Raw genomic sequence first — 25,953 nt, 5'->3', positions numbered from 1 at the left:
TACTTTTATGGCAACTGCGTGCCTGTTACCGCATGGCTGTGTTGCCAAAATAGGCCGTTCTTCTGCGCCTTCGTCCTTTGTTGTGACTGATGACGCGTAGGGGCAAACCGTCAGCAAAGATGCCCTCTACTCCAATACCTACGCGGTCCGTAATACCGGTGATTTTGACACTTCCACGACCAGCTCCTTAGCGGGTCGTTTCGATGGTAGGCAGGATCCGGGTCTGATCGCTGAGGGGCTCTCGGTCAGTACCGGCGAGGCCGAGCCGAATCTGGCAGACCCGAATAGCGTAGACACCTTTGTGAACGCCCAGGGATTGATCCACAGTGCAGCCACCGGTGCGATCAGCGGCGCTGTTTCCTCACCCGTGGCGTTGGGGTTTTGCCACCACTTGCGCATTTCGACGATTGGGCGGATGGATGAAATTGGGCGTGGTTAACAGGGGGCAGGTATGCCCCCTGTTCTAATCAGATATCCTTCACCAGCCGCAGCGCATCATAGATTGCCGCATGGGTGTTGCGCGCACTGACCGCATCGCCGATGCGGAACAGCTGGAAGGTGCCCTCTGTGTTTCGCATCACCTGTTGCGGCTGCCCGTTGATCAGCGCGTCATAGTCCACCGCGCCCAGGTTGCGCGACAGCGGTTTCAGATCGAAATAGAGGTCGGCCAAGGGCAGGGTGCCATAATTCACCACCACCTGATCATAGGTCTGATCTTGTTGGTGATCGCTGTAATCGGTGCCAATGCTGGCGCGCAGCTGGTTGCCATCGCGCGCGACCCCCAGCAGGCGGCGGGTGACGGTGAAGGTGACGTCCTTATCCTGTAGCGCACGCATGTAAGGCACCAGATTCATCCCCATGATATCAGGCGCAAAGGTGCGGTCTGGCGTCATCACCTCGACCTTGGCACCCGCTTCAGCGGCCACCTCGGCAGCCATCAGGGCAGGGTGGTCGCCGCTTTCGTCATAGATCAGGATGTTTTGTGCAGGTTTCACATCGCCCGCGATCAGATCCCATGCGGTGACGACCAGATCCTGTTCCTTGCCGCTTTCAAACAGTTCCGTGTTGGGCATGCCGCCTGTCGCGACAATCACCACATCGGGGGACAATGCGGTGATGTCCTCCGCCTCCGCCCAAGTGTTAAAGCGAAACTCCACATCCCGCGCCGCACATTGCACCATGCGCCAGTCGATGATGGAGATCATTTCGCGCCGACGCGGGGATTGCGCGGTCAGGCGGACCTGCCCGCCGGGATCAGGCTGGGCCTCAAACACCGTCACATCATGACCACGCTCCGCCGCAACGCGCGCCGCCTCTAGTCCAGCAGGGCCAGCGCCGACAATGACCACCTTTTTGCGTGTCTCAGCGGGCGTGATCTCATGCGGCATGGTCAGTTCGCGGCCTGTGGCGGGGTTGTGGATGCACAGTGCTTCGCCCGCCTGATAGATGCGGTCCAGACAATAGGTGGCGCCGACGCAGGGGCGAATATCCTCCTCGCGCCCCTCAACGATCTTTTTCACGATATGGGGATCGGCCATATGGGCGCGCGTCATGCCGACCATATCCAACAGCCCAGCCGAAATGGCATGCCGCGCAGTGGCCACATCGGGGATCTTCGCCGCGTGGAAGGTGGGTAGGCCGGTCGCCTTCTTCACCTCGCCCGCGAAATCTAGGTGCGGTGCGTTTTTCATCCCCTGCACGGGGATCACATCGGTCATCGCCGGATCCGTATGGATGCGGCCACGGATCACGTTGAGGAAGTCGATCTGCCCGCTGTCCGCCAACCGCTTGGAAATCTCGATCCCTTCGCTGGCGGTGATCCCGCCTGCCTCTGCCTCATCTGCGGTGTAGCGGGCGCCGATGATGAAATCATCACCCACCCGTTTTCGCATCGCATCAATCACCGCCAGGGGCATCGCCATCCGACTGTCCAATGTCGCGCCGCCGTATGGTCCATCCAGATCATTGGTTAACGGCGACCAGAACTGATCAAGGAGGTGGCCGTAAATCTGCACCTCGATCCCGTCCATACCGCCGGCCTTCATCCGTTCCGCAGCGTCGGCGAAATCGCTGATGATACGGTCGATATCCCAATCCTCGGCCAGTTTTGGGAACGCCCGGTGCGCTGGTTCGCGGTGTTTCGAGGAAGAGACAGAGGGCAGCCAATCCCCCTTGTTCCAGCCCGTGCGCCGTCCCAGATGGGTCAGCTGGATCATCACCGCGCAGCCGTGTTCGTGACAGGCATCAGTCAGGCGCTGGATATGGGGCACCACATCATCGCGGTAGGCGAGGATGTTGTTAAACACCGGCGGGCTGTCACGGCTAACGGCGGCGGACCCTGCGGTCATCGCCAGTGCCACGCCTGCCTTGGCCCGTTCCGCGTGATAGGCGGCGTAGCGCTCTTTCGGCATGCCATCTTCGGGGTAGGCGGGCTCATGGGCGGTGGTCATGATGCGATTGCGCAGGGTCAGGTGTTTCAGCTGATAGGGCTGCAGCAGCGGGTCTTGGGTCATTTTTGGCGTCTCTGCTCTGGCGGGTGGCTGGTTTAGGTCAGGTTAATACGCTGGTGTCTTGTGTGAATACGGATGCGTATGGTGCGCTAGTGCCAGGCATCCGGCATTGACGCTTTCTTCTGTTCGATAAAGGCCATGATCTCTTGATCCTTGGTGATATCCAGCGGCGGCGCTTCGTAATCACGCAGCACCTGTTTCCATTGGGTATTCGCACGGGCGCTGGCGTCAATGCGGCCTGCCTCATCCCATGTTTCAAACGGCTGATCATCGTTAAACCCGCTGTCCCAATAGGCGGTTTTATAGTGCCGCAGCGTGTGATCGGTGCCAAACAGGTGCTCGCCCGGTCCAAACTGCGCCAGCGCGTCAAAGCCCAGCGTGTCGTCTGTCACCTCAAGCCCGCGCATATAGGAATGCAGCGCGCCGCACATATCGAGGTCCATCATAAACTTCTCATAAGACATCGACAGCAACCCATCGAGGAAGCCCGCCGAATGCAGGATGTAATTCGCACCGCCCTGAACCGCTGACATCATCGACATCATTGCCTGCTGCATTGCCTGCCCGTCGGGCATCTTGGAGGTGGAGAAGTTGCCAGCACAGCGCAGAGGTAGCTTATACCGCCGTGACAACTGCCCCATCACCAGCGACCCCAGCGCAGGTTCCGGTGTGCCAAAGGTGGGCGATCCGGTGCGCAGCGCCATCGACGACAGGAACCCCGCCATCACCACCGGCGCGCCGGGGCGGGTCAACTGGGCAAGCGCACAAGACGATAGCGTTTCCGCCAGACACTGCGCGATCGACCCCGCCATGGTCAGCGGCGACACCGCGCCACCCAGCAGGAAGGGCAGGTGGATTGATCCCTGGTTCGCCGCCGCATAGGCGCGGATCCCGGCGGAGGTCACGCCATCCAGCACCAGCGGCGATGTGGTGTTGAAATTGCCCATGATGACGCAATTCTGATCGACAAAATCGGCGCCAAACAGAATGCGACACATCTCAATACTGTCCTCAGCCCGCTCCGGCGCGGTGATCGAGCCGAGGAAGGGACGGTCAGAATAGCGAATATGCGATTGCACCATGTCAAGATGTCGCTTGTTCACTGCAATATCGGTGGGTTCGCAAATGGTGCCGCCAGAATGGTGCAGCCAGGGCGAGGATTGCGCTAGTTTGATGAAGTTCTGGAAATCCTTGATGGTGCCATAACGCCGCCCCTGATCCAGATCCATCACAAAGGGGCTGCCATAGGCGGGCGCCAGCACCATTGCATCGCCGCCGATCTGCACATTGTTTGCAGGATTGCGGGCGTGTTGAATGAATGTCTCGGGCGCGGTTTGCAAAATTTCACGCACCATCCCGCGCGGAAAACGTACGCGCCAGACCTCTGCGCTGTCTTCGCGCACCTCTGCACCAGCCTCTTTGAACAGGCGCATGGCTTCTGCATCTTCGCGCAGTTCAATCCCGATCTCGGCCAGAATGCGTTCGGCGGTGTCCTCAATCCGCTCCAGCGCGTCATCGTTCAACAGGTCATAGGTGGGAATGCCCCGCGTGATGTAAGGCACGCGCAGATGCGGATTGGCGCCGGGGGCAATGGTGTCACGGTTTGATTTTTTGCGGCGGCGTTGGGCTATGGTCATCAAGCATCCTCCTTCTTGATGGCGCGAATGTGGGTGGTGGTCCTCGGATGAAACATGTGATTTCAGCTCAAGTCCTGACATAAGCGTCCACTGAATCGACACATGTGTCAAGTTGCTTGTGTCACGCAGGTGATTTTGTTAGCCACGGGGTATGGAACCTCAAACGCAGGCCCGCGCGCCCCAATCATCCGACCGTCCCGACCGCCAGTCAGAGGCGGACTGGCTACAGGCCGCTTATGAGCTGCTGACAGAGGCGGGCGTTGATGCGGTAAAGATCATGCCACTGGCCAAACGCCTCGGCGTATCGCGCACTTCGTTCTACTGGCATTTCAAGGATCGCGATGCCCTGCTGGAGGCAATGGTCAACCGCTGGGAACAGAAGAACACCGGCAACCTGATCGCCCGCACAGAGGCCTACGCAGAAAGCATTGCCGAGGCGGTGTTCAACCTGTTTGACTGCTGGATTGATGACGATCTGTTCGACGCGCCACTGGATCTGGCGATCCGCAACTGGGCGCGCAATGACGCGGATCTGGGCCAGCGTGTCGATCAGGCGGATGCGCGGCGCAAACAGGCAATGGCGGATATGTTTGTGCGCTTTGGCTTTGATCAGACGCAGGCAGAGGTGCGGGCGCTGACCATGCTCTATACGCAGGTCGGCTATATCTCGATGCAGATCGAAGAGGACCGCGAAGGCCGCATCAACCGTATGCCCGACTATATCGAGGTCTACACAGGCCAACGCCCGACCAGCCGCGAATGGCAGCGGTTTCGCGCCCGCCACCTCTGAAGGGACCGCGCGCAACGGCATTTGCCCGCTCTTCCCCTGCCATTCCAGCACGCATTGGTGAATTGAGGTCAATTGAGGCTTGAAACCGCGCGTTCTGAGCCGTAGTAAGACGCAAATTTCATCAGGCGACCGTTCGGGTGGCCTGTCACCCTTGTGAGGAAACAAATGCAAGTTACCGAAACCCTGAACGAAGGCCTGAAGCGCGGTTACGAAATCGTTGTTCCGGCTGCTGAGCTGGACGCTAAGGTCAACGAGAAGCTGGCAGAGGCCCAGCCCGAAGTCGAAATGAAAGGCTTCCGCAAGGGCAAGGTGCCCATGGCGCTGCTGAAAAAGCAGTTCGGTCAGCGTCTGCTGGGTGAAGCCATGCAGGAAACCATCGACGGTGCGATGAACAAGCACTTCGAAGACAGCGGTGACCGCCCTGCGATGCAGCCGGCTGTTGAAATGGTTGACGGCGAAAACTGGAAAGAGGGCGACGACGTCAAAGTCACCATGTCCTACGAAGCCCTGCCTGAGATCCCCGAAGTAGACTTCGGCGGTATTGAGCTGGAGCGTCTGGTTGTGAAAGCCGAAGCTGAAGCCGTTGACGAAGCGCTGGCATCGCTGGCCGAAACCGCACAAGATTTTGAGGCCCGCGCCGAAGGCGAAGCGGCCGAAGATGGCGATCAGGTTGTGTTTGACTTCCTGGGCAAAGTAGACGGCGAAGCCTTCGACGGTGGTGCCGCCGAAGATTACCCGCTGGTCCTGGGCTCCGGCTCCTTCATCCCCGGCTTCGAAGAGCAGCTGGTTGGCTCCAAAGCGGGTGAAGAAAAAGACGTAAACGTCACCTTCCCCGAAGAGTACGGCGCAGAAAACCTGGCCGGCAAAGCGGCCGTGTTCGAGTGTAAGATCAAAGAAGTCAAAGCCCCGAAAGCGGCTGAGATCGACGATGAGCTGGCCAAGAAATTCGGCGCCGAAGATCTGGAAGGTCTGAAAGCCCAAGTATCCGAGCGTCTGGAAGCGGAATACGCCGGTGCATCGCGCGCCGTGCTGAAGCGCGGCCTGCTGGATCAGCTGGACGGTCTGGTCTCCTTCGACCTGCCGCCGTCGCTGGTTGAAGCAGAAGCAAGCCAGATTGCACACCAGCTGTGGCACGAGGAAAACCCTGAGGTTGAAGGCCACGACCACGACAAGATCGAGCCGACCGAAGAGCACAACAAACTGGCCGAACGCCGCGTGCGTCTGGGCCTGCTGCTGGCAGAACTGGGCCAAAAGGCAGAGGTCGAAGTGACCGACGCCGAAATGACCCAAGCGATCATGAACCAGGCACGTCAGTACCCGGGTCAAGAGCGTCAGTTCTTTGAATTTGTTCAGCAAAACCAGCAGATGCAGCAGCAGCTGCGCGCGCCGCTGTTCGAAGACAAAGTTGTTGATCACATCGTTGAAGGTGCCAAAGTCACCGATAAAGAGATCAGCAAAGACGACCTGCAAAAGGCCGTTGAGGCACTGGACGACGAATAAGTCGCCCGCCTGCTCCGATCAAAGAAAGGCCGCCCCTCGGGGCGGTCTTTTTCGTTGGGGGGGGACACCTCTTCTAATCCTCTGTGTCGCCTTGTGTTCTAGGCTTATGTTCTTGCCTTATGTGTGCCTCGCGACGGCAGAGGCCCCGGATCACGCCCAGGGCGCGATGTCATGCCGTGTTTGATCCGGGGGCGCGATGACACGTAGACAACCCGCCCCGGACGTGATCCGGGGCCACCCCTCTTGTTTTCAGAACATGCCCCTAGTCATTGCCTTTGAAATGCGTGCATCCTGTGCTCATCACTTGGGAGGGTAGGGCATGCACACCGCATTCGACAAAGATGATTTCAACACCTTCAAGGCCAACAACCGCGCCGGGCCGATCCATATGCTGAACCTCGTGCGACTGCACAATCAGGCGCAATATGACGACGGGCGCGAAGCCACAGGGGCAGAGGCCTACGCCGCCTATGGCCGCGAAAGCGCACCGGTGTTTCAGCGGCTGGGTGGGCGTATCGTCTGGCGCGGCGCGATGGAACAGATGCTGATCGGGCCGGGTGATGAACAGTGGGATCTGTGTTTCATCGCTGAATACCCGTCGCCGCAGGCTTTCGTCGATATGCTGGGCGATCCCATCTACCGCGCGGCGATGAAACATCGGCAGGCCGCCGTCAGCGACAGCCGTCTGATCCGCACCGCGCCGCTCGGGGTGGGTGCGACCTTCGGGGAGTAGGCAAAAGAAAAGGGCCGCCAGATATCTCTGACGGCCCTCTTATGCTCAAGCGGCGAAGATTACTCTTCGGCTTCGGCTTCTTCCGATGCCACGGGGGCGTCGTCGTCGTCCGATGCAGCAGCGCCGATGTCGTCAAACAGGTTGGCGATTTCGAACTCTGCTTCTGCTTCTGCTTCTGCTGCCAGTTCCTGGATCGATTTACCCGAGGCTTGCAGTTCCGCTTCTTCGTCCGAACGGGCTACGTTCAGGTCGATGTGTACGGTCACTTCGGGGTGCAGAACGACTGCAACTTTGTGCAGGCCCAGCGATTTGATCGGGTCCAGAACAACAACCTGCTTACGGTCAACCGAGAAGCCAGCCTCAGTCGCAACATCTGCGGCGTCACGCGGGGTGACGGAACCGTAGAGGTTACCACCGTCAGAAGCCTGACGAATCACGATGAACTGCTGGCCGTCCAGCTTTTCACCCAGTGCTTCGGCTTCTTTTTTGGTTTCCAGGTTGCGTGCTTCCAGCTGTGCTTTCTGCGCGTCGAACTGTGCCTTGTTGGCGTTCGATGCGGTCAGTGCTTTGCCTTGCGGCAGCAGGAAGTTGCGTGCGTAGCCGGCTTTGACGTCTACGATGTCGCCCATCTGGCCCAGTTTGGCCACACGTTCAAGAAGGATAACTTGCATGTGCTTTCTCCTTACTTAACAGCGTAGGGCAGCAGGGCGAGGAAGCGGGCGCGTTTGATGGCACGGGCCAGTTCACGCTGCTTCTTGGCCGATACGGCGGTGATACGCGAAGGCACGATTTTGCCACGCTCACTGATGTAGCGCTGCAGCAGTTTGGTGTCTTTGTAGTCGATTTTCGGCGCGTTTTCACCCGAGAACGGGCAAACTTTGCGACGGCGGAAAAACGGTTTGGCTGCCATGGTTTAGCGTCCTTTCCTAGCTGAGATCACGAACGACGTTCGCGGCGTTCGCCACGTTCGTCACGTTTCTGCATCTGGATCGAAGGACCCTCGGCGTGCTCGTCAACCTTGATGGTCAGAACGCGCATTACGTCGTCATGCAGGCGCATCAGGCGTTCCATCTCCTGAACAGCCGAAGCAGGTGCGTCGGTTTTCAGCAGAGCGTAGTGGCCCTTGCGGTTTTTGTTGATCTTGTAGGCCATCGTTTTGACGCCCCAGTACTCGCTTTCAACGACTTTACCGCCGTTGTCCGCCAGGACGGTGCCAAAATGTTCGACGAGACTTTCAGCTTGCGCGTTGGACAGGTCCTGGCGCGAGATGAAGACATGCTCATAAAACGGCATGTGAACTCCAGTTCATTTGCAAGCGCATTTCATAGGAGGGCCTCACCTTCCGCGACCCATCCACGAGAGACTGCGCGGTTTAACTAACTGCGAAAGGTCCGCCCCTTTACGACGGATTGGGCGATCTGGCAAGCCTTTGCGCACCTGTGCAGCGGCTTTATTTTGCAGGGCGCAGATGCCGCTCGGGCAGGCGGTAGAGCAGGGGGCAGAGGTGGGCGCCGTACTGCACGGGGCAGGGCGTCGCGGTAACTCCACGTTCGTGCCCCATTTTCGCCCCAACCTTTACCAAGACTATGCCCACAGGGGAAATCAGAATGCGGCCTCCTTATCCGGCAGATACCGCACTCTTCAGGACACGTTTTAGGGACAAGGACGCGCCGAAATGGATATGACAACCAATGTGAATTTTGCAGCCACTCGCCCGCATGTTGCCGCTCAGCTACGCGCGGGCAAGGCGTTGCCGTCCTTGCGCCATTGTCAGACCCTGAAAACCGTCGCCTCTGCCAATGACAATGAGGTTCTGCTGCGCAGCGCAATGGTCTTTCTTGGGGTGGTGCTATGCCTTGCCGCCTTTGGCCTGTGGCTGGTGCCCGAAGCAATGGAAAGTGCGGAACAGCAGTTGATCCGCGCGGGTCTGACCTGTGTGTTCATCGGCGCGGGCTTTACCCTGTTTCGCAAGGGGCGCGATACTGCGCCGGTGATCGGGTATGCGCTCGATCAGGCACGCGGGGAATTGCGCCAACTGCTGATCAATGCCGATGGGACCGAACGCACCATTGCGCGCCTGTCGTTGCATGGTGCCACGCGCGAGGCATTGGATAACGGAGATGTGTTGATCCGTGACGCCAAGGGCACCCGCGATATGCGCTTGGCCGCGCAACAGGCTGAGGCGCTGTTCGATCACCCGCTCAGCGACGCCTGACAACGGCAATTGCCCTTATTTATAGATGCTTCTTTCCTTGCGGCTGCCGGACTGGTGGCCGTTTTGGTTTTTTATCATGTGCATGTTCGCAGGCTGAAAACGAGGTTTTCGGCTGCTCTTGTGCATTTGCGCGCAGGTCGTGTGGGGCGGCGGGGATTGCGTTGTGATTTGGTTTCGGCACTTTAGCGGCAATTCCAACAGTTCCACATCCGAGAGGACACCGTCATGAAAACCACCCTGAAATCCGGCCTGAAACACAGCCTGATCGGCGCCGCCGCTGCCTTGTCGCTGGCCACCATGGTCGAAGCCGCACCGCAAAACTATGTGCTGGATGCCAGCCACAGCCAGATCGTGTTCAGCTACAACCACCTGGGCTATTCGACCACCTATGGCCTGTTCTCGGGCTTTGAAGGTGAGATCGCGTTTGATCAGGAAAACCCTGCGGCCTCTTCCGTGTCCGTCTCCATGCCGCTGTCGTCGATGATGACCGGTTGGGAAGCGCGTTTTGCCCACTTCATGGGCCCCGACTTCTTCAATGCCAAGGGCGATGAGATTGTCAGCTTCACCTCCACCGGCATCGAAGTGACCGGCGAGAACACCGCCAAGATCACCGGCGATCTGACCCTGAACGGCATGACCAAACCCGTTGTCCTGGACGCTAAACTGAACCAGACCGGCACCCACCCGATGGCGGGCAAGGAATGGGCAGGCTTTGACGCCACCGCCACCGTGATCCGCAGCGAGTTTGGTCTGGGCCAGTTCGCGCCCTTCGTCAGCGACGAGGTTGAACTGCAGATCTCGATCGAGGCGATGAAAGCCGAATAAGCTACCGTTTATTTGTAGCGATAGTTTAGGAACCGTCCGGCAGAAGTGTCGGGCGGTTTTTTGTTTGGGGGGCAGAGGAACAGAAGGTTCGCGCCCGACACCGAGGGCGGCTCTCCGTTTGGCCGATGAATGAGCAGTGTCCCAAACGCTGAGTTTCTTGTATTTCGTTGAAATCGCGCCCGCCCTTGGGGGCGGGGTCGGGCGCGAACCGGACCGCTGCGCGATCCGGTGGAAAAGGCTTTACTGGTGCGCGTCACATTACAAAAAAACCGCTCGGCATTGCTGCCGAGCGGTCCTAATCTTCCCTGCATCTGCCGTTACTGACGCGCAGCCTCCAACTCAAACGTCAGGTCCACACCAAAGCCCAGCGTGCCCTCATCCGGCACCGTGTCCCCGATGCCAAAGGCGCGACGGTCTAGGGCAAAGGCGCCAGAGGCCTGCGCCACGTCGCCGTCAATCGTCAGCGCGACGGGAAACTCCAGCGGTACCGCGATCCCCTTGATGGTCAGTGTGCCCTTGGACACTAGCGCGCCGTCCTGTTCGATCAACGCGGCCTCATAACGGGCGGTGGGGAATTGCGCGCTGTCGAAATAATCCGCGCCCATCGCTTGCCCCGCCACGGTGCCAAGGCTGAGGCTGGCGATGTCGATTGTGACCACAACCGACCCCTTGTCCGCACCTGTCGCCTCTGGGTCATAGCGAATATCGGCCTGCCAGCTGTCAAACTGTCCTGCGACCATGTTGCCCAATTGGGTGATCTTCAGGGCCAAGGTGCCCGATTGCACCTGCCACAGCGGCAGATCGCTGGTGGCTGGGGCCTCCGCCATCGCCGCGACTTCAGTATCACGCGCCGCCTCAACCTCTGCGATTTCCACATGCGTCGCCTCATGATCGCCGCCAATCACCTGCGCGGTGATGCCAGCGCCGACAGCCAGCGCCAGAACGGCCACCAGCAGACTGGGCAGTTTGCCATGCGCCTCAGCCCCGACACCGGACAGCGCGGCGTCTGGCACGCGGCGACCGGGCAGCATCCGCGCCAATGTCACGTCGCGGTCAATCACCTGATGTTTCAACGCCCCCGCAATATGCAGGCCCAGCGTGCCCAACATGCCCAGAACGGCAGCAAAGTGCAGCTGCGCAAACAAATGTGATAGCGCCTCATCCTTTGGCACCAGTGGCAGATTCTGCCCAAACGGTCCCCAGATCGGCGCGAAACCGCTGCTGGCGGCGTGGTGGATCCAACCGGTCAGCGGCACCAAGAGGATAAAGGCATAAAGCATCCAATGCACCGCTTCTGCCGCCAGTGTTTCCAACCGGCGTTCGGGGTGCAAAGGTGCAGGGCGCGGCTGACTAAACGCCCAGAGGATGCGCAAAACTGCAAGGATCAGCACCAGCACCCCAAAGGTTTTATGCGCGGAAAACATAGTGGTCAGCACCCCGATGGGCACAATGGGGCTGCCGGCCTGAGTGGCCTCGGCCAGTTTGGCGGCGATGAAACCGACGGGCAGCATTGCAAGGATCAATAGCGCGACCGACCAGTGCAGCGCCTTGGCGACGCTGCCATAGCGCGCCTGGGTATTGGTGAGGGACATGTGCTCTCTCCGATTAAAAGTCATGTAAATTCAGCTTGCTGCCAGCCTAGCGCGATTGGTCTGTGCCATAAACCGCTGCACACGCACAGGTGATCTGCCCTTGTGCGGACCTAACGCGGACCTTGGGCAGGGGGCGGGGTCTCTTTGCCCTTTTGGTCACTCAGGGGTGGTTTTGTGGCTTTCCCTTGTGGTGCGGCCTCTGTGGGTTTACACCACGTCACCAGAGATAACAGGGACATGAAATTCGGGACGAGGCCAAAACATGACCAAAGCATTTGTTTTCCCCGGGCAGGGGGCTCAGACCATCGGAATGGGCAAAGCACTGGCAGAGGCCTATCCGGCCGCCAAAGCGGTGTTTGATGAGGTGGATGAGGCACTGGGCGAAAAACTGTCCACCCTGATCTGGGAAGGCGAACAGGACACGCTGACCCTGACCCAAAACGCCCAGCCCGCGCTGATGGCGACCTCGCTCGCCGCGATGAAGGCGCTGGAGGCTGAGGGCGTTGTGCTGGCGGATCAGGCGGCGTTTGTCGCCGGTCACTCGCTGGGTGAATATTCGGCACTGGCCGCCGCTGGCGCGCTGTCGATCTCGGACGCGGCGCGTCTGCTGCGCACCCGCGGTCAGGCGATGCAACAGGCTGTTCCGGTTGGCGTTGGCGCCATGGCAGCCCTGCTGGGCCTGGATTTCGAAGGCGCCAAAGCCGTGGCCGAAGAGGCCGCGAAGGGTGAGGTTTGTCAGGCCGCAAACGACAATGATCCGGGTCAGGTTGTGGTGTCTGGCCACAAAGACGCGGTGGAACGCGCCGTAGAACTGGCCAAGGAAAAGGGCGCCAAACGCGCGGTGATCCTGCCCGTGAGCGCACCGTTTCATTGCGAACTGATGGCCCCCGCGGCCGAGGTGATGGCACAAGCGCTGGCAGAGGTGGACATCAACCGCCCCGTCGTGCCCGTGGTCGCCAACGTGGTGGCAGAGGCGGTATCTGACCCCGCCACCATCCGGTCGCTGCTGGTTGATCAGGTCACTGGTTCGGTGCGCTGGCGCGAAAGCGTTGGCTTTATGGCGGCCCAAGGCGTGGACGCCATCTGGGAAGTGGGCGCGGGCAAGGCGCTGTCGGGCATGGTGCGCCGCATCGAGCGTTCGATTGCCTGCACCGCCGTTGGCACCCCTGAGGATGTGACCAAAGCGGTGGCCAGCCTGTAATGAAGTATCGTTTTCTGGCCCTTGGCGCGGCAGGTCTTGCCGCGGTTGCGATCAGCAGCTGCGGCACGTTGGAAACTGTCTACCTTAACATGGGGCAGACCACGTCTTTCGTGGTTGATGGGCAGGATCTGCAGGTCAGCGGCACGCTGAACCAGAACACCCTTGCCGCCTTTGAAGAGGTGGTTGCCGAAAACCCCGGCCTGACCCGACTGGTCTTGCTGGAGGTGCCGGGGTCAGTGGACGATGACACCAACCTGATGCTGGGGCACCGCGTGCGCGATCTGGGGTTTGATACCTACCTGACCGCCACCAGCGAGGTCTATTCCGGTGGGTCCGATCTGTTTCTGGCGGGGGTCAACCGCAGCATGGAACAGGGCGCGATCATCGGCGTGCATAGCTGGGGCGTTGGATCAGAAACCGCCAAGGATTACCCAGCGGACCATCCCGTGCATCAGGTCTATGTCGACTATACAGAACGGATGCTGGGATCGGCGGACTTCTACTGGTTCACGCTGGATGCAGCACCGGCTGACGGCATGCACAATATGACCGCAGCAGAGATTACGAAATATCGGCTCCTGACAGAGCCTGTGATAGTCAAGTAAGAGAGGCAGACAGATGTTTGATTTGACTGGTAAAAAAGCGCTGGTAACCGGCGCATCTGGTGGCATCGGTGGTGCCATTGCCAAAGCGCTGCATGGTGCGGGCGCCACTGTGGGCCTGTCGGGCACCCGCGTTGAACCGCTGGAGGCACTGGCCGCTGAGCTGGGCGATAACGCGCATGTTCTGCCCTGCAACCTCAGCGATGCAGCCGCCGTTGATGCGCTGCCCAAAGACGCGATTGCCGCCATGGGCGGTCTGGACATTCTGGTCAACAACGCCGGTATCACCCGCGATCAGATCTTCATGCGGATGTCGGATGAGGAATGGCAGTCGGTTCTGGATGTGAACCTGACTTCGTCGATGCGCCTGTGCCGTGGTGTTATGCGCCCGATGATGAAGGCACGCTGGGGCCGCATCATCAACATTTCGTCCATCGTGGGCGCCACAGGCAACCCCGGTCAGGTGAACTACGCCGCCGCCAAGGCAGGTATGGTCGGCATGACCAAATCCATCGCCTATGAGGTCGCCAGCCGTGGCATCACCGCCAACGCCGTTGCGCCGGGTTTCATCGCCACCGCAATGACCGATAAGCTGAACGACGACCAGAAAGCGGCGATCAACACCAAAATCCCCGCAGGCCGTATGGGCACCCCCGAAGAAATCGCCGCAGCGGTTCTCTATCTGGCCAGCCCCGAGGCAGGCTATGTCACCGGCACAACCGTGCATGTGAACGGTGGCATGGCGATGCTGTAATTCCGGTCTTTGATGTAAGCAGAAAGGTGCCCTAGGGTCACTTTTCTCTTGTGTCATCGTCAGGAATGCTTATGTGAAGCGCGGAATTCGCTGTCAGATCGTTTGCGCAATGCAAAAACGCTGGTAGCGAAACGCGCGAAATCGTTTGCCTTGGCTTCACCATATGCTATAGGCCACGCAGATTTTTTTAAGGGCGGGGGGTTCCGGCCTTGAGAATGTTCCGCATGTCAGAAGTGGCGCGCGGGACCAGATCCGCCCGGAGGGGCACTTTACCGACCTACTTTCGGGCAGGGCGATCAACTGGGCCAAAGCGCCCAAACGAATGAGGACAGAAAATGAGCGATATCGCAGACCGCGTCAAAAAAATCGTTGTAGAACACCTGGGCGTTGAAGAAGACAAAGTTGTCGAAAACGCTTCCTTCATCGACGATCTGGGCGCAGACAGCCTGGACACCGTTGAGCTGGTTATGGCCTTCGAAGAAGAGTTCGGCATCGAGATCCCCGATGACGCCGCCGAGACCATCCAGTCGTTCGGTGACGCGGTTAAATTCATCAGCGAAGCTTCCTAAGCCTCCCTGTCGAATGACCTAAAGAAACCCCCGCCCATCTGGGTGGGGGTTTTTTGTTGTTTGGTGACTTTGGGGGCATAGGCTTTTTGGCTTATGAGTAATGTCCCGCCCAACAGGCACTGTTGGGCCGCGCCGAACCGCCCCCACGGGGCGGCGCGATTGCGCCACCCCTCGGTTCGGCGCTTTTGCTCAAACGATCTCATTAATCCTGCCATTCTCGGCACCTACAGCCGCTATTCCCACCACTCACAGCCGTTTTTCCATTGGCAACAGCACGCCTGTACCCCAATACTGCCGCCGATCTACTTGCGCCTGTTGCTCAATCTCAGCTATTGAAGGCGCAAACTGCCGAGGCAAAGGAGAGCAGATATGCGCCGAGTTGTTGTGACAGGTCTGGGTCTGGTGACCCCGCTGGCATGTGGTGTGGAAGAGAGCTGGTCACGCCTGCTGGACGGTCAGTCCGGTGCGGGCAAGATCACCCGTTTTGATGCCAGCCATCTGGCAACCGATTACGCTTGCGAAGTGCCCCACGGCGATGGCAGCGATGGCACTTTCAACCCTGACGACTGGATGTCGGTCAAAGAACGCCGCAAGGTGGATGACTTCATCCTCTACGGTATCGCCGCTGCACAGCAGGCGGTTGAGGATTCCGGCTGGGTTGCGGAAACCGACGAACAGAAAGAACGCACCGGCGTAATGATCGGGTCTGGCATCGGTGGTCTGCAATCCATCGCCGAAACCACCCTGCTGCTGAAGGAAAAAGGCCCGCGCCGCGTGTCGCCCTTCTTTATCCCCGGTGCGCTGATCAACCTGATTTCTGGTCAGGTGTCGATCAAATACGGCTTCAAAGGCCCGAACCACTCGGTCGTGACCGCCTGTTCCACCGGTGCCCACGCCATTGGCGACGCGGCCCGTATGATCAAATACGGTGATGCAGACGTGATGGTTGCCGGCGGTGCCGAAGCAGCGATTTGTGAAATTGGCATCGCAGGTTTCAACGCCTGTAAGGCGCTGTCGACCAAGCGCTCCGACGATCCGCAGGCGGCCAGCCGCCCCTATGATGAGGACCGTGATGGCTTCGTCATGGGCGAAGGATCGGGCATCGTGGTTCTGGAAGACTACGAACACGCCAAAGCGCGCGGCGCCAAGATCTATGCCGAGGTTTTGGGTTACGGCCTGTCCGGCGATGCCTACCACATCACCGCCCCCTCTGAGGACGGCGAAGGTGGCGAACGCGCGATGAAGGCGGCGATCCGTGACGCGGGTGTTGAGCCCTCGCAGATCGACTACATCAACGCACACGGCACCTCGACCATGGCCGACACCATCGAACTGGGCGCGGTTGAACGCCTGCTGGGCGATGCGGCGGCGAAGGCGACCATGTCCTCGACCAAATCCGCCACCGGTCACCTCTTGGGCGCAGCTGGGGCGATTGAGGCGATCTTCTCCATCCTTGCGATCCGCGATCAGGTGGCCCCGCCGACCATCAACCTCGACAACCCTGCGGTAGAGCCGAAACTGGATCTGGCGCCGAACAAAAAGGTTGAACGCGAAATCAAAGTGGCCCTGTCCAACAGCTTCGGCTTTGGCGGCACCAACGCCTCTGTGATGTTCGGGAAAGTCGACTGATATGTGGAAGGCACTAGCCTCTAACGCATTGACGTTTCTAGTTGTTTTGCTGTTCCTTGCGGGCGGTGTCGTCCTGTGGGGGCAGCAAAGCTACCAAAATGCGGGGCCTCTTGAGGCCCCGATTTGTGTGCGCGTTGAAAGCGGCGCGAACATGTCCCGGATGAGCGCCCGCCTGGAACGCGACGGTGCCATCTCCAGCGGCCCGCTGTTTCGCATCGGCGCGGATTACTCCGGCAAGGCGGACCAGCTGAAGGCCGGTGCCTTTCTGGTGCCCGAAGGCGCCTCGATGGCAGAGATCGTTGATATCCTGACCCGTGGCGGCGCCAGCACCTGCGGCACCGAAGTGGTCTATCGCATCGGCGTCACCCGCAGCCGCATTCTGGTGCGTGAGCTGGATCCGGCCACCAGCCGTTTCGTGGAAACCGCCAGCTTCAATCCGGCTGAGGATGAAGCGCCCGCGCCCTTCATTGCCGCCGCAGAACAGGGCGACACCCGCCACCGCGTTGCGCTGGCGGAGGGTGTGACCTCTTGGCAGGTGGTGGACAGCCTGAAATCGGTGGGCATCCTGACAGGTGAGGTGGCAAACCTGCCTGCCGAGGGCACGTTGGCCCCTGACAGCTATGAGGTCAAACAGGGCGACAGCCGCCAGTCGGTCATCGACCGCATGGTTGCCGCGCAGGACGCCATTCTGGCCGAGGCATGGGCAAACCGCGTCGACGGCCTGCCGCTGAAATCCCCTGAAGAAGCACTGATCCTTGCCTCGATCATCGAGAAAGAGACCGGCGTGGCCGAAGAACGCCGCACGGTTGGCTCGGTTTTCATCAACCGTCTGAACCGCGGCATGCGCCTGCAAACAGACCCCACGGTGATCTATGGCATCACCAAAGGGCAGGGCGTGTTGGGCCGTGGCCTGCGTCAAAGCGAGCTGCGCCGCGAAACGCCTTGGAATACCTACGTGATCGACGCGCTGCCACCGACGCCCATCGCCAACCCCGGCAAGGCCAGCATCGAGGCAGCCCTTGATCCCGCCAGCACCAACTACGTGTTCTTCGTCGCGGACGGCACCGGCGGCCACGCCTTCGCCGAAACACTGGCAGAGCATAACCGCAACGTCGCCAAATGGCGCCAGATCGAGGCAGAGCGGAACAACAACTGATCCGTTTCTGGTCTGAGAAAATAGAAACCCCCGCCCACTGTGGCGGGGGTTTTGCGTTTTGGATTCAAACGCTTACTGTGTCCGCACCTGATCGAAATCAGCCCGTAGGTGGGCGGTGTCGTAGATAATCGTCAGCTTCTTGAATTGCTGGCGATCTTCGGTCAGTTCAAAAACATCGACGCATTCAAAACGCACAACCTTTCCCCCATTTAAGGTCCAGACATACTGGAAATGCAGCGCAACCTTTGCCCCATCGTCCGAGGTATCGAAAACATTTAGCAACGTAGTTTCAGACTGGTTGGTGTCCGCAAATAGGGCAGCGTAGAACGCATGCGCATTCTGCTCACCGTAAAGGGGGGACACCACGATGCCGTCTGGCGGAAACATCGCTTGCACCGCCGCCAGATCGGCAGAGTTCAACGCTGCAAGGTAGGAATTGCACAGGTCTTTAGTCGTCATAGGCTTCTCTTTCTTGACAAGCTGCGACCAGAGATTTCAACCAAAAAAACCGCCAGCCAGCAGCGGTTTTTGATCACACACCAAAACCGCCCCTCAGGAGCGGTAATAAGTCGTCGAAGTGGCACGTGTTTTGATCATGCGCCTGCATTAGCGACATCTGCGCGTTGATGTCAACGTCCTCCCCCACCGCACGCAGCCTTAGCACCCTGTTCATGCCGCTCATGCCACCTTCCACGAACGGTAAGGGGACAGGCATCAGATGAACCAAGCCAATCACACCACAGACGCGCCGCGGATTGATGATCCGCTGGACGCGCAACTCACCGAGGTGGCCGCCACATTGGCGGACCTCAAACATGACATGCAAGCGATGCAATACCGCATCCGTCTGGATGACGACGGGGCGGTGCGCGACAACCTGCGCCTGATCAGTGATCTGCGCAACTGGTTGAAAATCGCCTTTGAGCTGGAGGCAAAATTCAATGACCGAGAGCAAGCGCGCGCCGGACAGGCCGCTGCCTACACCGTCGATTTCGACCACGCTCGGGATCAGATCCGCTGCCGGTTGGATCGGTTGCGCCGATGTGGCCCTGCAAAATGCCTTCCTTGATGAGCTGAGCGAGGAAGAGATCCTTGCGCTACCCTATCTGTTTGAGTTCTGGGCGCTGGATCATCAACTGCCCCCTGCGGGCGATTGGCGGTCTTGGGTGATCCTTGGCGGGCGCGGCGCGGGCAAGACGCGCGCCGGTGCCGAATGGGTGCGCGCGCAGGTCGAAGGGGCGCGACCACTGGACAAGGGGCGTTGTCAGCGCCTCGCCATCGTGGGGGAAACGCTGGATCAGGCGCGTGAGGTGATGGTGTTTGGCGAAAGCGGCATTCTGGCCTGTTCGCCCCCCGATCGCCGTCCTGACTGGATCGCCAGCCGCCGCCTGTTGCGATGGCCCAATGGGGCCGAGGCGCAGATATTCTCCGCCCATGATCCAGAGAGCTTGCGCGGTCCGCAGTTTGACGGCGCCTGGGTGGATGAGCTGGCCAAATGGCCCAAGGCACAGGACACATGGGACATGCTGCAATTTGGCCTGCGTCTGGGCGAACAGCCGCAGGTTTGCGTCACCACCACGCCGCGAAATGTAAAAGCACTCAAAGATCTTCTGGGGCGCGACAGCACCGCTGTCACCCATGCCGCAACCTCAGCCAACCGCGCCGATCTGGCCGACAGTTTCCTTGAGGAGGTCGAGGCGCGCTACGCAGGTACTCGCTTGGGGCGTCAGGAATTGGCCGGTGAACTGCTGAACGAGGCAGAGGGTGCCCTTTAGACCCAAAACGGTCTGGACCGCACTCATACCGAGTAGTAGCGTGAGGCCTGTGGTCGCATTGAGCTGGTTAGCCTCGGCCTTTTAAGCGGGCATCTGGAGAGCCGGACGCCTGACGAGGTATTGGCGGGTGCGAATGTGATTGCCATTGGCAATGGCACGCCGGACGGCTGGGAGGTGGCGCAGTTTACCAGCGCTGATTTGGTGGCGCTGGGGGATTATGGCCCGCGTTATCACCTGCGCGGCCTGCTACGCGGTCAACAGGGCAGCGAGGTTGAGATGGCCGATCTGTGGCCTGTTGGCAGCTATGTCGTGCTGTTGGACGGCACGGCGCAGCAATTGGGGCTGGCGGCGAACACCCGTGGGTTGGCACAGCATTTTCGCATTGGACCGGCGCGGCGGGGCTATGATGACCCGAGTTTTGTGCATGAGGTCCACGCCTTTGCTGGGCGCGGGTTACGACCCTATGCGCCTGTGCATCTGCGGGCCGCAGCAGCGAACGGTGATCTGATGATCCGCTGGATCCGTCGCACGCGGATTGATGGCGACAGTTGGGATGGCCTCGACGTACCACTGGGCGAAGAGCGTGAGCAGTATCTTCTGCGGGTTCTGGATGGCAGCACGGTTGTTCGCGAGGTGGTCATCGATCAGACCGAATGGGCCTACACAGCGGCAGAACAGGCTTTGAACGGCGGCGTCACAGACCGTGTGGTAGAGGTGAGGCAAATTTCGGCCAGCTATGGCGCGGGGGCGGCGGCACGGTTAACCTTGGGCTAGGTCGATTGCGAGGCGACAAACCGAGTTGCTGTGATACCCCCCGTCACGGATTTGCGTTTTGCCAATCCGCGCTATCTGTTATAGTCAGCGCATTCTGATGAGCAGAAGGATGGCAGAACACATGGCCGAAACCCGCAAAATCCTGACCCAGGTTGATCCCGTCTGGTCGCAGATCCGACAGGAAGCCGAGGTCGCCATCGCCGAGGAACCGCTGTTTGGCGGTCTGATCCACTCCAGCATTCTGCACCACCACAGCGTCGAAGCAGCGCTGGCCTATCGTGTGGCGGTGAAGCTCGCCTCTGCCGAGATGTCAGAGCAGTTGATCCGTGAAATCGCGGATGCCGCTTATGCCGCCGATCCGTCGTTGGCGATGGCAGCGCGCGCTGATCTGGTGGCGGTGCGTGAACGCGATCCGGCCTGTCATCGCTATTTGCAGCCGATGATGTTCTTCAAGGGATTTCAGGCGCTTCAGGCCTATCGCATTGGCCATTGGCTGTGGAATGAGGGGCGCAAGGATATGGCCTATTTCTTCCAGATGCGGGTGTCGGAAATGTTCGGGATTGATATTCACCCTGCCGCACGCATCGGCAAGGGGATCATGATCGACCACGCGCATTCCATTGTTATCGGGGAAACCGCGGTCGTGGGCGACAACGTGTCGATGCTGCATTCGGTCACGCTGGGCGGCACCGGCAAAGAAGAAGAGGACCGCCACCCGAAAATTGGCAACGGTGTTCTGATCGGCGCGGGTGCCAAGGTGCTGGGCAACATCAAGGTTGGCGACTGCTCGCGCATCGCCGCTGGGTCTGTTGTGCTGCATGAGGTGCCGTGCAAAACCACCGTGGCTGGCGTGCCGGCCAAAGTGGTGGGCGAAGCGGGCTGTTCGCAGCCCTCTGTCAGTATGGATCAATTGCTGGGGCAGTAAGCGCTGGCCGTTAGATGAGATTTGGACCCCCGTGGCCGAAAGGCTGCGGGGTTTGTTTTTGGCAGACCCTTCCGGTTCGCACAGCGAACCGGATCGCGCCCGACCCCGCCCCCAAGGGCGGGCGCGATTTACGTCTTTTGGACATGCTGAAACGTCGATGTGTGATTGATCGACTTCGCGTGCTTCAAGCCGCCCTCGGGGTCGCGCGCGATCCGGCGCAAACAAAAGCCCCAGCTTTCGCCGGGGCTTTCTAAATCGCAGGGTCGGGTCAGCTTACGCCAGCATCGCCACCGGATTTTCCAGGTTTTCGACGATTGCCGCCAGCAGGTTGGCGCCCACTGCGCCGTCGATGACGCGGTGATCCACCGACATGGTGACCGACATCACGGTCGCCACGGTCAACTCGCCGTCATCACCCACAACGGGTTTCTTGACGCCCGCGCCAACGGCCAGAATTCCGGCGTGGGGCGGGTTCACGATGGCGTCGAAATTGTCGATGCCAAACATCCCGAGGTTCGAGATCGCGAAGCTGCCGCCCTGATATTCATGCGGTGCCAGCTTGCGCTCACGGGCGCGGGACGCCAGATCTTTCATCTCACCCGACAGGGCAGAAAGCGATTTCATATCAGCGTCTTGCAGCACGGGGGTGAACAAGCCACCTTCGATTGCAACCGCAACGGCCACATCGGATGCTTTCATCTGCAACACGCGGTCACCGGCCCAGACGGCGTTTGCCTCGGGCACCTGTTGCAGCGCGTTTGCCACAGCTTTGATGATGAAATCGTTGACCGACAGTTTCACACCGCGCGCTTCCAGCTGTTTGTTCAACTGGCTGCGGAATTTCAGCAGCGCGTCCAGTTTGATGTCACGACGCAGGTAGAAATGCGGGATGGTCTGCTTGGCCTCGGACAGGCGGGCGGCGATGGTTTTGCGCATGCCGTCCAGCGTGACCTCTTCGAAGGTGCGACCTTCGTACATTTTGACCACAGCCTCGGTCGACGGGCCTGTGGGCGCGGCGGCAGGTGCTGCCGCTTTGGCCGGGGCAGGCGCGGCGGCGGCGGGCGCAGGCGCTGGTGCGGCGGTGGCACCTTCGACGTCGGCCTTCACGATGCGACCACGGGGGCCGGAACCGGTGAGGGTTGCCAGATCGAGGCCCTTGTCCGCTGCGATGCGACGCGCCAGAGGCGAGGCAAAGATGCGGGTGCCATCCGTTGCGGCGGGGGCCGCAGGGGCAGGTGCTGCAACGGCAGGAGCTGCCGCTTCGACGGCTGCAGGAGCCGCCTCAGCCGCAGCTGCGGCTGGGGCCGCGGGGGCGCTAGAACCGATGTCATCCGCGCTTTCACCGTCTTCCAGCAGCACTGCGATCACGGTGTTCACCGCCACCCCTTCGGAGCCTTCGGCCACCACGATCTTGCCAACAACGCCTTCGTCCACGGCTTCGAACTCCATGGTGGCTTTGTCAGTCTCGATCTCGGCGATCAGATCGCCGGAGGAGACGGTGTCACCTTCTTTGACCAGCCATTTGGCCAGCGTGCCTTCCTCCATCGTGGGGGACAGGGCCGGCATCAGAATTTCAATTGGCATCTCAATTTCCTCACTATTGTACAAGGCCGCCTTCGGCGTCTTGCGTGGGATTATCCAGTTCAGCGTCAAAAAGAAGACGGATTTGTTCCATTGCCTTTTCAGGGCTTTCCGCCAGATCATACTCCGCAAGCGCGTTGGAAAAGTGCTTGGCAAAATCAGCCAGCACCAATCCGGTCTCTTGGGCGCTTGCAAGCTGGCTTGGATCGATGTGGACCACCATTGGACCGTTTGGATCCTGATCGCGCATTGCGATCAACAGCGGTTGTTCTATCCGAACCTTCTTCTTTCTTCCGAAACCAAACATTTTGTTTCCGTTACCGGTAGGTCACTTGTTTCACGGCGGCGATCACCTCGTCGGTGGTGATCAGCGCGTGACGTTCAAGGTTGGCGGCGTAGGGCATCGGAACGTCCTTGCCGGTGCAGTTGATCACGGGTGCGTCCAGATAATCGAAAGCGCGTTCCATGATGGTGGCCGACAGGTGGTTGCCGATGGAGGCGACGGGGAAGCCTTCCTCGATCGTGACGCAACGGTTTGTTTTCATGACCGAATTCAGCACGGTGTCATAGTCGATCGGGCGCAGGGTGCGCAGGTCGATCACCTCGGCGCTGATGCCTTCCTCGGCCAGTTTGTCCGCCGCTTCCAGCGCGTATTGCATGCCGATGCCGAAGGACACCAGCGTTACGTCAGAGCCTTCGCGCCAGATGCGGGCCTTGCCGAACGGGACGGTGAAATCATCCATCGCGGGCACGTCGAACGAGCGACCGTAGAGGATTTCGTTTTCCAGGAAGATCACCGGGTTGTTGTCACGGATCGCGGTTTTCATCAGGCCCTTGGCGTCGGCTGCCGAATAGGGCATCGCGACCTTCAGGCCGGGAATCTGCGCGTACCATGCGGCGTAGTCCTGGCTGTGCTGCGCGCCCACGCGGGCGGCGGCGCCGTTCGGGCCACGGAAGACCATCGGCGCACCCATCTGGCCGCCAGACATATAGAGCGTCTTGGCCGCCGAGTTGATGATCTGGTCAATCGCCTGCATGGCGAAGTTGAAGGTCATGAACTCGACAATCGGGCGCAGACCGCCGAAGGCTGCGCCAGTAGCGATACCGGCGAAACCGTGTTCGGTGATTGGGGTGTCGATGATGCGCTTGGCGCCAAATTCATCCAGTAGGCCCTGAGATACCTTATAGGCGCCCTGATATTCAGCGACCTCTTCGCCCATCAGGAAAACGTCACCGTCGCGGCGCATCTCTTCGGCCATGGCGTCGCGGATTGCTTCGCGCACGGTCTGTTGCTTCATCGGGGTGCCTTCGGGCCAATCAGGCGTCAGGTCGGCGGGTTTTGCAACGGGGGCTGCGGCGGCTGCGGGTGCAGGCGCTGCGGCGGGGGCCGGTGCAGCCTCTGCCACGGGCGCGGCAGCGGGGGCGGCGATGTCGTCCGCGCTTTCACCTTCTTCGATCAGTACGGCGATGGGGGTGTTGACCTTCACACCTTCGCTGCCTTCTGCGATCAGGATCTTGCCGATCACACCTTCGTCCACCGCTTCAAATTCCATGGTGGCCTTGTCGGTTTCAATTTCGGCCAGGATGTCGCCGGAGTTGACGGTGTCGCCTTCTTTGACCAGCCATTTGGCCAGCGTGCCTTCCTCCATCGTGGGGGACAGGGCGGGCATCAGGATTTCGGTTGCCATTATCTGTGTCTCCTCAACGAGTTAGGCGTAGATGTCGGTCCACAGCTCTTCGAGCGCGGGTTCCGGGCTGGTCTTGGCGAATTCTGCGGATTCGTTGACGATCGCTTTGATTTCCTTGTCGATCGCCTTCAGGTCATCCTCGGTCGCGTGTTTGCCGGTCAGCAGCATGTCGCGGACCTGTTCAATCGGGTCACGTTCGTCGCGCATTTTCTGTACTTCTTCGCGGGTACGGTATTTCGCCGGATCCGACATAGAGTGGCCGCGGTAGCGGTAGGTTTTGACCTCTAGGATGTAGGGGCCTTTGCCGGCGCGGCAGTGGGCGACAGCTTTTTCGCTGGCGGCTTTCACGGCCAGAACGTCCATACCGTCGACGATTTCGCCGGGGATGCCAAAGGGTTCGCCGCGGGTGTAGATGTCGGCGGTCGATGTGGAACGCGCCTGTGCGGTGCCCATGGCGTACTGGTTGTTTTCGATGACGAAAATCACCGGCAGATCCCAGAGCGCAGCCATGTTGAAGGTTTCGTAAACCTGACCCTGGTTCGCCGCGCCATCACCGAAGTAGGCGAAGGTCACATTGTCGTTGCCACGGTATTTGTCCGAAAACGCCAGACCAGCACCCAGCGGCACCTGCGCGCCAACGATGCCATGGCCGCCATAGAAATGTTTCTCTTTCGAGAACATGTGCATGGAGCCGCCTTTGCCCTTGGAATAGCCGCCTTCGCGACCGGTCAGTTCGGCCATCACGCCGTTGGGGTCCATGCCACAGGCCAGCATGTGGCCGTGATCTCGGTAAGAGGTGATGCGCTTGTCGCCTTCTTTGGTCGCGGCCTCAAGGCCGACAACAACCGCTTCTTGACCGATGTAGAGGTGGCAGAAACCGCCGATCAGACCCATGCCGTACAGCTGACCTGCTTTTTCCTCGAATCGACGGATCAGCAGCATGTCGCGGTAGTAGCCTTTAAGCTCTTCGGCAGAAACGTTTGGTTTCTTTGTGCTTTTTCTAGCAGCCATCGTGGCGGGCTCCCCCTAATAGCTAAATAGTTTAGTGTTAAACTACTTCATAAAGCATTTTGTGCCCTGTGGCGAGAACTAATGTGTCGCAACGGAACTTTGGCAGAAAGATGCTCTCTGACAACGGTAAAAATAGCTGTGTTTTTAGGGGAAGGGAGGTGTTTAGCGAATGACGATTTCGTCGCTGCGCAGCAGGCCCAGCACATCGCGTGCCTGCTCATCCAGCAGGTCTAGGTCCAGATAGTCATCAGACAGACGGCGGGTCAGGTTTTCCATCCGCGCCACTTCGGCCTCGACCATGGCGAGTTCACGCTGCAGCATTTTGCTTTCGGAGATGATTTCGGCACGGCGCACAACACCATAGTCACCCTGCACGGCTGCAAAAGTGAAATAGGTCCCAAGCAGGAACGCGATGGCAAAATATGCCCAAATCCCAAGTGTGCGTCGCTTGCTGCGCTGCATGTGTCTGCCTCTCATACCCGCTGC

The 25,953-nt window shown here is 59.8% G+C and carries 26 protein-coding genes and 1 pseudogene; 15 read left to right on the top strand and 12 right to left on the bottom strand.

Going from position 1 to position 25,953, the window contains the following annotated elements; translation table 11 throughout:
• Window positions 1–467: 467 nt before the first annotated feature.
• Together TM5383_RS10150 and TM5383_RS10145 are read right to left on the bottom strand one after the other, a co-directional pair.
• Entirely contained in the window at window positions 468–2,513 is a 2,046-nt protein-coding gene (locus tag TM5383_RS10150; RefSeq protein WP_058318935.1) for an NADH:flavin oxidoreductase, read from the bottom strand.
• An 86-nt stretch (window positions 2,514–2,599) separates the two neighbouring features.
• Complete coding sequence (locus TM5383_RS10145) at window positions 2,600–4,147, bottom strand: trimethylamine methyltransferase family protein (RefSeq protein ID WP_058318934.1); 1,548 nt, start codon at window positions 4,145–4,147, stop codon at window positions 2,600–2,602.
• 151 nt (window positions 4,148–4,298) lie between these two features.
• On the opposite strand from TM5383_RS10145, the gene TM5383_RS10140 reads away from it, so the two are divergent.
• The 3 genes from TM5383_RS10140 to TM5383_RS10130 all read left to right on the top strand — a co-directional run bounded on the left by TM5383_RS10140 (window position 4,299) and on the right by TM5383_RS10130 (window position 7,170).
• Window positions 4,299–4,937 (top strand): TetR/AcrR family transcriptional regulator, encoded by a 639-nt coding sequence (locus TM5383_RS10140; RefSeq protein ID WP_058318933.1) that lies wholly within the window; start codon window positions 4,299–4,301, stop codon window positions 4,935–4,937.
• 165 nt (window positions 4,938–5,102) lie between these two features.
• Window positions 5,103–6,437, top strand: a complete 1,335-nt coding sequence (gene tig / locus TM5383_RS10135; protein ID WP_058318932.1) for a trigger factor — start codon at window positions 5,103–5,105, stop codon at window positions 6,435–6,437.
• A gap of 319 nt (window positions 6,438–6,756) precedes the next feature.
• Window positions 6,757–7,170, top strand: a complete 414-nt coding sequence (locus tag TM5383_RS10130) for a DUF1330 domain-containing protein (RefSeq protein WP_058318931.1) — start codon at window positions 6,757–6,759, stop codon at window positions 7,168–7,170.
• Window positions 7,171–7,229: 59 nt separating this feature from the next.
• Here TM5383_RS10130 and rplI read toward each other — a convergent pair whose 3' ends face one another.
• Genes rplI through rpsF form a run of 3 tightly spaced genes read right to left on the bottom strand, consistent with a single transcriptional unit; the run spans window position 7,230 to window position 8,463 of the window.
• Window positions 7,230–7,841, bottom strand: a complete 612-nt coding sequence (rplI, locus tag TM5383_RS10125) for a 50S ribosomal protein L9 (RefSeq protein WP_058318930.1) — start codon at window positions 7,839–7,841, stop codon at window positions 7,230–7,232.
• 11 nt (window positions 7,842–7,852) lie between these two features.
• A complete protein-coding gene (rpsR, locus tag TM5383_RS10120) occupies window positions 7,853–8,080 on the bottom strand; it encodes a 30S ribosomal protein S18 (protein WP_009805008.1) in 228 nt (75 codons plus the stop codon).
• Window positions 8,081–8,106: 26 nt separating this feature from the next.
• A complete protein-coding gene (gene rpsF / locus TM5383_RS10115) occupies window positions 8,107–8,463 on the bottom strand; it encodes a 30S ribosomal protein S6 (protein ID WP_058318929.1) in 357 nt (118 codons plus the stop codon).
• Between the two features lie 382 nt (window positions 8,464–8,845).
• Here rpsF and TM5383_RS10105 point away from each other — a divergent pair, with 382 nt between their 5' ends.
• The gene (locus TM5383_RS10105) at window positions 8,846–9,385 is read left to right on the top strand and encodes a hypothetical protein (RefSeq protein WP_058318927.1); all 540 of its coding nucleotides are present in this window, start codon (window positions 8,846–8,848) and stop codon (window positions 9,383–9,385) included.
• Between the two features lie 297 nt (window positions 9,386–9,682).
• The gene (locus TM5383_RS10100; protein WP_370695970.1) at window positions 9,683–10,210 is read left to right on the top strand and encodes a YceI family protein; all 528 of its coding nucleotides are present in this window, start codon (window positions 9,683–9,685) and stop codon (window positions 10,208–10,210) included.
• A 317-nt stretch (window positions 10,211–10,527) separates the two neighbouring features.
• Here TM5383_RS10100 and TM5383_RS10095 read toward each other — a convergent pair whose 3' ends face one another.
• Window positions 10,528–11,802 (bottom strand): cytochrome b/b6 domain-containing protein, encoded by a 1,275-nt coding sequence (locus TM5383_RS10095; RefSeq protein ID WP_058318925.1) that lies wholly within the window; start codon window positions 11,800–11,802, stop codon window positions 10,528–10,530.
• Between the two features lie 262 nt (window positions 11,803–12,064).
• On the opposite strand from TM5383_RS10095, the gene fabD reads away from it, so the two are divergent.
• The 6 genes from fabD to mltG all read left to right on the top strand — a co-directional run bounded on the left by fabD (window position 12,065) and on the right by mltG (window position 17,713).
• Entirely contained in the window at window positions 12,065–13,003 is a 939-nt protein-coding gene (gene fabD, locus TM5383_RS10090) for an ACP S-malonyltransferase (RefSeq protein ID WP_058318924.1), read from the top strand.
• A complete protein-coding gene (locus TM5383_RS10085; protein ID WP_058318923.1) occupies window positions 13,003–13,608 on the top strand; it encodes a COG3904 family protein in 606 nt (201 codons plus the stop codon). The genes fabD and TM5383_RS10085 overlap by 1 nt, the downstream gene beginning before the upstream one ends.
• Before the next feature lie 13 nt (window positions 13,609–13,621).
• Complete coding sequence (gene fabG / locus TM5383_RS10080; RefSeq protein ID WP_058318922.1) at window positions 13,622–14,359, top strand: 3-oxoacyl-[acyl-carrier-protein] reductase; 738 nt, start codon at window positions 13,622–13,624, stop codon at window positions 14,357–14,359.
• Window positions 14,360–14,694: 335 nt separating this feature from the next.
• Window positions 14,695–14,928 (top strand): acyl carrier protein, encoded by a 234-nt coding sequence (locus tag TM5383_RS10075; RefSeq protein WP_058318921.1) that lies wholly within the window; start codon window positions 14,695–14,697, stop codon window positions 14,926–14,928.
• A 369-nt stretch (window positions 14,929–15,297) separates the two neighbouring features.
• Window positions 15,298–16,557 (top strand): beta-ketoacyl-ACP synthase II, encoded by a 1,260-nt coding sequence (gene fabF / locus TM5383_RS10065; protein WP_058318919.1) that lies wholly within the window; start codon window positions 15,298–15,300, stop codon window positions 16,555–16,557.
• Window position 16,558: 1 nt separating this feature from the next.
• Window positions 16,559–17,713, top strand: coding sequence for an endolytic transglycosylase MltG (gene mltG, locus TM5383_RS10060; RefSeq protein WP_058318918.1), 1,155 nt, complete (start codon window positions 16,559–16,561; stop codon window positions 17,711–17,713).
• Window positions 17,714–17,785: 72 nt separating this feature from the next.
• Here mltG and TM5383_RS10055 read toward each other — a convergent pair whose 3' ends face one another.
• On the bottom strand, window positions 17,786–18,172 hold the full coding sequence (locus tag TM5383_RS10055; protein ID WP_058318917.1) for a nuclear transport factor 2 family protein: 387 nt from the start codon (window positions 18,170–18,172) through the stop codon (window positions 17,786–17,788).
• A 259-nt stretch (window positions 18,173–18,431) separates the two neighbouring features.
• Here TM5383_RS10055 and TM5383_RS16965 point away from each other — a divergent pair, with 259 nt between their 5' ends.
• The 4 genes and pseudogenes from TM5383_RS16965 (at window position 18,432) to cysE (ending at window position 21,187) form a co-directional block, all read left to right on the top strand.
• Complete coding sequence (locus tag TM5383_RS16965) at window positions 18,432–18,782, top strand: hypothetical protein (protein ID WP_058318916.1); 351 nt, start codon at window positions 18,432–18,434, stop codon at window positions 18,780–18,782.
• Window positions 18,721–19,485 (top strand): annotated as a pseudogene (locus tag TM5383_RS10045) (terminase large subunit domain-containing protein); the annotation flags it as partial. The gene TM5383_RS16965 and the pseudogene TM5383_RS10045, both read left to right, overlap by 62 nt.
• Before the next feature lie 60 nt (window positions 19,486–19,545).
• Window positions 19,546–20,262: a GTA baseplate fiber-binding domain-containing protein gene (locus TM5383_RS10040; protein WP_442478180.1), complete on the top strand. Its 717-nt coding sequence runs from the start codon at window positions 19,546–19,548 to the stop codon at window positions 20,260–20,262.
• Window positions 20,263–20,383: 121 nt separating this feature from the next.
• Complete coding sequence (gene cysE, locus TM5383_RS10035) at window positions 20,384–21,187, top strand: serine O-acetyltransferase (protein ID WP_058319062.1); 804 nt, start codon at window positions 20,384–20,386, stop codon at window positions 21,185–21,187.
• Between the two features lie 273 nt (window positions 21,188–21,460).
• On the opposite strand, the gene TM5383_RS10030 is transcribed toward cysE, so the two are convergent.
• From TM5383_RS10030 to TM5383_RS10010, 5 genes are all read right to left on the bottom strand, one after another.
• The gene (locus tag TM5383_RS10030; RefSeq protein ID WP_058318914.1) at window positions 21,461–22,771 is read right to left on the bottom strand and encodes a pyruvate dehydrogenase complex dihydrolipoamide acetyltransferase; all 1,311 of its coding nucleotides are present in this window, start codon (window positions 22,769–22,771) and stop codon (window positions 21,461–21,463) included.
• Window positions 22,772–22,784: 13 nt separating this feature from the next.
• Window positions 22,785–23,075 (bottom strand): DUF5076 domain-containing protein, encoded by a 291-nt coding sequence (locus tag TM5383_RS10025; RefSeq protein ID WP_058318913.1) that lies wholly within the window; start codon window positions 23,073–23,075, stop codon window positions 22,785–22,787.
• Between the two features lie 10 nt (window positions 23,076–23,085).
• Window positions 23,086–24,456, bottom strand: a complete 1,371-nt coding sequence (locus TM5383_RS10020) for a pyruvate dehydrogenase complex E1 component subunit beta (RefSeq protein WP_058318912.1) — start codon at window positions 24,454–24,456, stop codon at window positions 23,086–23,088.
• Window positions 24,457–24,477: 21 nt separating this feature from the next.
• Entirely contained in the window at window positions 24,478–25,467 is a 990-nt protein-coding gene (gene pdhA, locus TM5383_RS10015; protein ID WP_058318911.1) for a pyruvate dehydrogenase (acetyl-transferring) E1 component subunit alpha, read from the bottom strand.
• A gap of 162 nt (window positions 25,468–25,629) precedes the next feature.
• Window positions 25,630–25,929 carry an FtsB family cell division protein gene (locus TM5383_RS10010; protein ID WP_058318910.1) on the bottom strand — a complete coding sequence of 100 codons (300 nt, stop codon included), beginning with the start codon at window positions 25,927–25,929 and terminating at the stop codon, window positions 25,630–25,632.
• Between the last annotated feature and the right edge of the window lie 24 nt (window positions 25,930–25,953).

This window comes from Thalassovita mediterranea (assembly GCF_001458435.1).
GTDB classification, from domain to species: Bacteria; Pseudomonadota; Alphaproteobacteria; order Rhodobacterales; family Rhodobacteraceae; genus Thalassobius; species Thalassobius mediterraneus.
The sequence above is the reverse complement of the archived record's forward strand: the minus strand, read 5'-3'. Positions and strand labels throughout refer to the sequence as shown.

Excerpts from the sequence above, each read along its gene's own strand:
- tig (WP_058318932.1), top strand. The coding sequence starts at position 5,103 with ATGCAAGTTACCGAAACCCTGAACGAAGGCCTGAAGCGCGGTTACGAA.
- mltG (WP_058318918.1), top strand. The coding sequence starts at position 16,559 with ATGTGGAAGGCACTAGCCTCTAACGCATTGACGTTTCTAGTTGTTTTG.
- TM5383_RS10055 (WP_058318917.1), bottom strand. The coding sequence starts at position 18,172 with ATGACGACTAAAGACCTGTGCAATTCCTACCTTGCAGCGTTGAACTCT.
- TM5383_RS10105 (WP_058318927.1), top strand. The coding sequence starts at position 8,846 with ATGGATATGACAACCAATGTGAATTTTGCAGCCACTCGCCCGCATGTT.
- rpsF (WP_058318929.1), bottom strand. The coding sequence starts at position 8,463 with ATGCCGTTTTATGAGCATGTCTTCATCTCGCGCCAGGACCTGTCCAAC.
- TM5383_RS16965 (WP_058318916.1), top strand. The coding sequence starts at position 18,432 with ATGAACCAAGCCAATCACACCACAGACGCGCCGCGGATTGATGATCCG.
- TM5383_RS10145 (WP_058318934.1), bottom strand. The coding sequence starts at position 4,147 with ATGACCATAGCCCAACGCCGCCGCAAAAAATCAAACCGTGACACCATT.
- TM5383_RS10010 (WP_058318910.1), bottom strand. The coding sequence starts at position 25,929 with ATGCAGCGCAGCAAGCGACGCACACTTGGGATTTGGGCATATTTTGCC.
- TM5383_RS10140 (WP_058318933.1), top strand. The coding sequence starts at position 4,299 with ATGGAACCTCAAACGCAGGCCCGCGCGCCCCAATCATCCGACCGTCCC.
- TM5383_RS10085 (WP_058318923.1), top strand. The coding sequence starts at position 13,003 with ATGAAGTATCGTTTTCTGGCCCTTGGCGCGGCAGGTCTTGCCGCGGTT.
- TM5383_RS10025 (WP_058318913.1), bottom strand. The coding sequence starts at position 23,075 with ATGTTTGGTTTCGGAAGAAAGAAGAAGGTTCGGATAGAACAACCGCTG.
- cysE (WP_058319062.1), top strand. The coding sequence starts at position 20,384 with ATGGCCGAAACCCGCAAAATCCTGACCCAGGTTGATCCCGTCTGGTCG.
- fabG (WP_058318922.1), top strand. The coding sequence starts at position 13,622 with ATGTTTGATTTGACTGGTAAAAAAGCGCTGGTAACCGGCGCATCTGGT.
- pdhA (WP_058318911.1), bottom strand. The coding sequence starts at position 25,467 with ATGGCTGCTAGAAAAAGCACAAAGAAACCAAACGTTTCTGCCGAAGAG.
- fabD (WP_058318924.1), top strand. The coding sequence starts at position 12,065 with ATGACCAAAGCATTTGTTTTCCCCGGGCAGGGGGCTCAGACCATCGGA.
- TM5383_RS10130 (WP_058318931.1), top strand. The coding sequence starts at position 6,757 with ATGCACACCGCATTCGACAAAGATGATTTCAACACCTTCAAGGCCAAC.
- TM5383_RS10100 (WP_370695970.1), top strand. The coding sequence starts at position 9,683 with ATGGTCGAAGCCGCACCGCAAAACTATGTGCTGGATGCCAGCCACAGC.
- TM5383_RS10075 (WP_058318921.1), top strand. The coding sequence starts at position 14,695 with ATGAGCGATATCGCAGACCGCGTCAAAAAAATCGTTGTAGAACACCTG.
- TM5383_RS10020 (WP_058318912.1), bottom strand. The coding sequence starts at position 24,456 with ATGGCAACCGAAATCCTGATGCCCGCCCTGTCCCCCACGATGGAGGAA.
- TM5383_RS10095 (WP_058318925.1), bottom strand. The coding sequence starts at position 11,802 with ATGTCCCTCACCAATACCCAGGCGCGCTATGGCAGCGTCGCCAAGGCG.
- fabF (WP_058318919.1), top strand. The coding sequence starts at position 15,298 with ATGCGCCGAGTTGTTGTGACAGGTCTGGGTCTGGTGACCCCGCTGGCA.
- rpsR (WP_009805008.1), bottom strand. The coding sequence starts at position 8,080 with ATGGCAGCCAAACCGTTTTTCCGCCGTCGCAAAGTTTGCCCGTTCTCG.
- TM5383_RS10030 (WP_058318914.1), bottom strand. The coding sequence starts at position 22,771 with ATGCCAATTGAAATTCTGATGCCGGCCCTGTCCCCCACGATGGAGGAA.
- TM5383_RS10150 (WP_058318935.1), bottom strand. The coding sequence starts at position 2,513 with ATGACCCAAGACCCGCTGCTGCAGCCCTATCAGCTGAAACACCTGACC.
- rplI (WP_058318930.1), bottom strand. The coding sequence starts at position 7,841 with ATGCAAGTTATCCTTCTTGAACGTGTGGCCAAACTGGGCCAGATGGGC.